This window comes from Spirillospora sp. NPDC049652 (genome assembly GCF_040675125.1).
Lineage (GTDB): Bacteria > Actinomycetota > Actinomycetes > Streptosporangiales > Streptosporangiaceae > Spirillospora.
The window spans coordinates 1-4,583 of sequence record NZ_JBFAOF010000589.1; the positions used below are offsets into that span (position 1 = coordinate 1).

The window sequence follows — 4,583 nt, forward strand, 5'->3', positions numbered from 1 at the left end:
GCGGTGTCACCGCGCACCGACAGCCGCGCGCTGAGCTGGGTGAGCGCCCACACGCGCTGCGGGGACGGCCGGGAGGCCAGGCGCTCGGCCTCGCGGAAGTCGTCCAGATCGTCGCTCTGCCCGAGGAAGCCCCGCAGCATGCCCCGCAGGCTGAGCAGTGCCGAGACGTGCTCGGGAGCCTCCGCGAGTTCCAGGAGGGTCTGGACGGTCCGCATCCCGTACTCGATGTCGGCGACGGTCAGCGCGACGCGCGCCGACATCCACATGACCTCGGTGCGGTCAGCGCCGATCCGGTCCGCGGCGTCGGGGACGCGGTCCCACAACTCAAGGACGCGCCGCAGCAGGTCCAGGGACTCGGCGTGCGCGGCGGCGCGCGAGCGCTCCTCCGAGGCGCGCCACGCCGCCTCCAGCGCGCGGGCGTGGTCGCCGCAGGCGTGCCAGTGGACGGCCAGCGCGCTCGCCGGGGCCTCGGCGAGCGCGGGATCCCGCTCGATGGCCTCGGCGTAGCGGCGGTGCAGCCGCGCGCGCTCGCCCGGCAGCAGGTCCAGGTGCACGGCCTCGCGGATCAGCGCGTGCCGGAAGGCGTAGCCGTCCTCGTCCGCGACCAGCAGGCCCCGGTCCACGGCCGGACGCAGCGCCTCCTCCAGCCCGTGGCCGCCCGCGACCTCCGCGAGCAGGCCGTACCCGACCCGTTCTCCGGCGGCGCTCGCGACCCGCGCCGCGGCGCGGGCGCCGTCCGGCAGCGCGCGCAGCCGGGCGAGCAGCAGATCGCGCAGCGAGCCGGGCACCGCCTCGCCAGGACTCTCCGCCAGGGCCTCGACGAACAGTGGGTTACCTCCGCCGCGCGCGTGCACGTCCCGGACCAGGGCCGGCGCGGCGTCACCGCGCAGCGCGCGGACCTGTTCGGCCACCTCGGCGCGGGTGAGCGGCGGAAGGTCGATCCGGGTCACGTGGGGGAGCCGGGCCAGCTCCGCGAACAAGGTCCGCGGCTCCGGCTCGTCGACGCGGAAGGTGACGACCAGCAGCACCTTGGCGGGCACCGGGTTGCGCACCAGGAAGGTCAGCAGGTCACGGGTGGAGCGGTCGGCCCAGTGCGCGTCCTCCACGACCAGGACGATCGGCTCGTCCGCGCCGAGCCGCTCGACCAGCCCCAGCACGTGCTCGAACAGGCGGACCTGTCCCGACTCCCCGGCCTCCGCCGCGTCGCCGAGCGCGGGCAGCAGCCGGGCCAGCTCGCGCCGCGCCGCCGGGACCGTCAGCCGCGCGACGGCGTCCGGGCCGAGGCGGCGCAGGATCGCGGTGAACGGCGCGTACGGCAGGCTCGCCGCGCCGAGGTCCAGGCAGCCGCCGACCACCGCGCGCCGGTCCCGGACGAACTCCTCCACCAGCCGCGACTTGCCGCCGCCGGCCTCGGCCGCGACCAGCGCGACGGCCATCCCGCCCGCCGCTGCGCGCGCGTGGGCGGCGCGCAGCGCGGCGAGTTCGGCCGTCCGCCCGACGAAGACCCCGCTCCTCACAGGACAAGCATGCCGAGAACGGACGGAGAGCGTCCACCTGCCTTCTCGGGCGCGAGGACACCGCGGTCATCCGAGGAGAATCCCCAGAAATTCGCTAATGCGACTTGTGTTGCATTAGGAGCGCGGCTAACCTGGACACGTCACAACGTCGCCCGGTGGAGGAAGTCCCTTGAAGAACTGAGGTCGCAGGCACCGCGCAGTCGCCTCGCCCGTCACGGGCGCGAGGACGCGCAGCGATCTCAGCGGACTTCCCGGCCGGGCTCTTCCATGCCCGCGCGCGACGCGCGACGGCCGCGGTGCCTCCATGTGTCCCGCTCACCACCCGGCACGTTCATGGAGGCCCTCATGCCCTACGCCATCGTCTGCTCCGACCTCACCTTCGCCTGGCAGGACGGCACGGTCGTCCTCGATGGCCTGGACGCCGCGTTCGGCGCCGGCCGCACCGGCCTGATCGGAGTCAACGGCTCCGGCAAGTCCACGCTGCTGAAGCTCGCCGCCGGCGAGCTGCGGCCCGCGTCCGGATCGGTCGCGGTGCACGGCCGCGTCGGATACCTCCCGCAGTCCCTCCCGCTCGGCACCGCCCAGACGGTCGCCGACCTGCTCGGGATCTCCACGGCCCGCGCCGCGCTGCACGCCATCGAGCGCGGCGAGGCCACCGAGGAGAACTTCGCCGCGGTCGGCGACGACTGGGACGTGGAGGAGCGCGCCCGCGCCGAACTGGACCGGCTCGGCCTGGACCACCTCGGTCTCGACCGGACGGTCGGCACCCTGTCCGGCGGCGAGACCGTCCTGGTCGGGCTGGCGGCGCTGCTGCTCGCCCGTCCGGACGTGCTGCTGCTGGACGAGCCGACCAACAACCTCGACATGGACGCCCGCCGTCGCCTCTACGACGCGGTGGACGCCTGGACCGGGGTCCTGGTGGTGGTCAGCCACGACCGCGAGCTGCTCGACCGCATGGACGAGACCGCCGACCTCCGCGATGGCCGCGTCCGCATGTTCGGAGGCAACCTCACCGCCTACGAGGAACTCCTCGAGGTGGAGCGGGAGGCCGCCGAGCGGATGGTCCGCACGGCCGAGAGCGACGTGCGCAGGCAGAAGCGCGAACTGGTCGAGGCGCAGACCAAGCTGGCCCGGCGCGTCCGGTACGGCCACAAGATGTACGAGCAGAAACGCGAGCCGAGGGCGGTGATGAAGCAGCGCAAGCGCGAGCAGCAGGTCTCGGCGGGCAAGCACCGCCAGATGCACGAGGACCGCCTCGAAGGCGCCCGCGGTCGGCTCGCCGAGGCGGAGGAGCTGGTCCGCGAGGACACCGAGATCAGGATCGACCTGCCCGCGACGCGCGTCCCGGCGGGCCGCACGGTCCTCACCGCCACCGGCCTGCGGGCGCCCGCGCCCGTCCCGGCGACGCTGGACGAGCTGATCGTCCGCGGGCCCGAGCGGATCGCGCTGGTCGGGCCGAACGGTTCCGGCAAGACCACCCTGCTCCGTGCCCTGGCGGGGGAGCGGGTGCTGGAGGGAGTGGAGGTGAAGGTGGGCGTGGACGGCGTCCGCTACCTGCCGCAGCGCCTGGACGTGCTGGACGACGACCTGAGCGTGCTGGACAACGTCCGGGCGGTCGCGCCCGGCACCCCGGTCCAGACCGTCCGCGCGGGCCTGGCCCGGTTCCTGTTCCGCGGCGACCGGGCCGAGCGGCTCGCCGGGACGCTCAGCGGCGGCGAGCGGTTCCGCGCCGTGCTGGCGTCGCTGCTGCTGGCCGAGCCCGCCCCGCGGCTGCTGCTGCTGGACGAGCCGACCAACAACCTCGACATGGCCAGCGTCCGGCAGCTCGGCCAGGCCCTCGACGCCTACCAGGGCGCGCTCGTCGTGGTCAGCCACGACCTGCCGTTCCTGCGCGGCCTCTCGCTCACCCGGCGGCTGCGCCTCGACCGGACCGAGGGCCTGACCGAGGCCGCCTCCTGGTGAGCCGGGCCGTCTCCTGTGAGCCGGGCCGTCTCCCGCCCGGCCGTGCTCCCGCCCGCCGCGTCCTACTGCAGGACGCGGCGGGTGAACGTCAGGGTCGAGAGCCAGCCCAGCAGCACCGTCCCGGCGACCAGGACGCCGAGGTAGGCCCACGCCGGCATGTGCCCGACCTGCGGGGTGAGCGCGGCGCGCAGCCCCTCGTTCACGTAGACCATCGGGTTGGCCAGCACCAGGATCTGCAGCCAGCGGATGTGGTCCATCGCCGCCCACGGGTAGTACACGCACCCGAGCATCGACATCGGCAGCAGGACCAGCGCGAACATCATCTGCACCTTCTGCGGGTCCATCAGCGTGCCGAGCCACAGCCCGGCCGCCGCCGACATCGCCGACCCGAGCACCAGCACGGCCACGAGCGTCGCCCAGTTGCCGACGTGCACGTCCGGCCCCTGCCCCGACGCGTGCACGAACAGCACGCACGGGAAGACCAGGAGCCCGCCGATGAGCGCCTGCAGCCCGGCCGCGGTGATCTTCTGGACGGCCAGCATCGGCACCGACAGCGGCGCGAGCGCCCGGTCGGTGATGGAGCGCTGCCAGTTCAGCTCCATCATCAGCGGGAAGATCACCGCCATCATGGCCTGCATGACCACGGCCGACCCGACCAGGCCGGGCACCAGCACCGTGGAGAAGGTGGACCCGCCGCCGGCCGCCGCCATCGCGCCGGTCCCGGGGCCGCCGATCTTCGGCAGCACGTAGGAGAACACGAACACGAACATCAGCGGCTGGATCAGCACCCGGGCGAAGGTGGCGACGAAGTTCTTGCGCAGCACCCGCAGCTCGCGGGCCATCATCGCCAGGAACGTGCGCGGCAGCGTCGGCCGCACGGCGGGCGCGGCGCCCGCCGGGGTGGAGACGGTGGTCACTCCCGGTACTCCCGTCCGGTCAGGGTGAGGAAGGCGGACTCCAGGCTGGGCCGCAGCTGGGAGGCGTCGGTGACGCCGGTCCCGGCGGCCGCGCCGATCGCGACGAGCTCGCCGAGCAGCCCGTCGGCGGCCTGCGCGAACACGCGCACCTGCGCGCCGGTGACCTCGACCTTGGTGACGCCGTCGC

At 74.3% G+C, this 4,583-nt stretch carries 3 protein-coding genes and 1 pseudogene; 1 reads left to right on the forward strand and 3 read right to left on the reverse strand.

Annotated elements, in window-relative coordinates:
• Positions 1-1,517, reverse strand: a 1,517-nt coding sequence (locus AB0J52_RS28485) for an ATP-binding protein (RefSeq protein WP_500185549.1), incomplete at its 3' end; no start/stop codon positions are given.
• Between the two features lie 345 nt (positions 1,518-1,862).
• On the opposite strand from AB0J52_RS28485, the gene AB0J52_RS28490 reads away from it, so the two are divergent.
• Positions 1,863-3,479 (forward strand): ABC-F family ATP-binding cassette domain-containing protein, encoded by a 1,617-nt coding sequence (locus AB0J52_RS28490; protein ID WP_500185550.1) that lies wholly within the window; start codon positions 1,863-1,865, stop codon positions 3,477-3,479.
• A gap of 62 nt (positions 3,480-3,541) precedes the next feature.
• Here the strand turns inward: AB0J52_RS28490 and AB0J52_RS28495 are convergent, their stop codons facing one another.
• Together AB0J52_RS28495 and AB0J52_RS28500 are read right to left on the reverse strand one after the other, a co-directional pair.
• The gene (locus AB0J52_RS28495) at positions 3,542-4,396 is read right to left on the reverse strand and encodes an ABC transporter permease (RefSeq protein ID WP_500185552.1); all 855 of its coding nucleotides are present in this window, start codon (positions 4,394-4,396) and stop codon (positions 3,542-3,544) included.
• Positions 4,393-4,583: pseudogene (locus AB0J52_RS28500) on the reverse strand (ABC transporter ATP-binding protein); the annotation flags it as partial. The gene AB0J52_RS28495 and the pseudogene AB0J52_RS28500, both read right to left, overlap by 4 nt.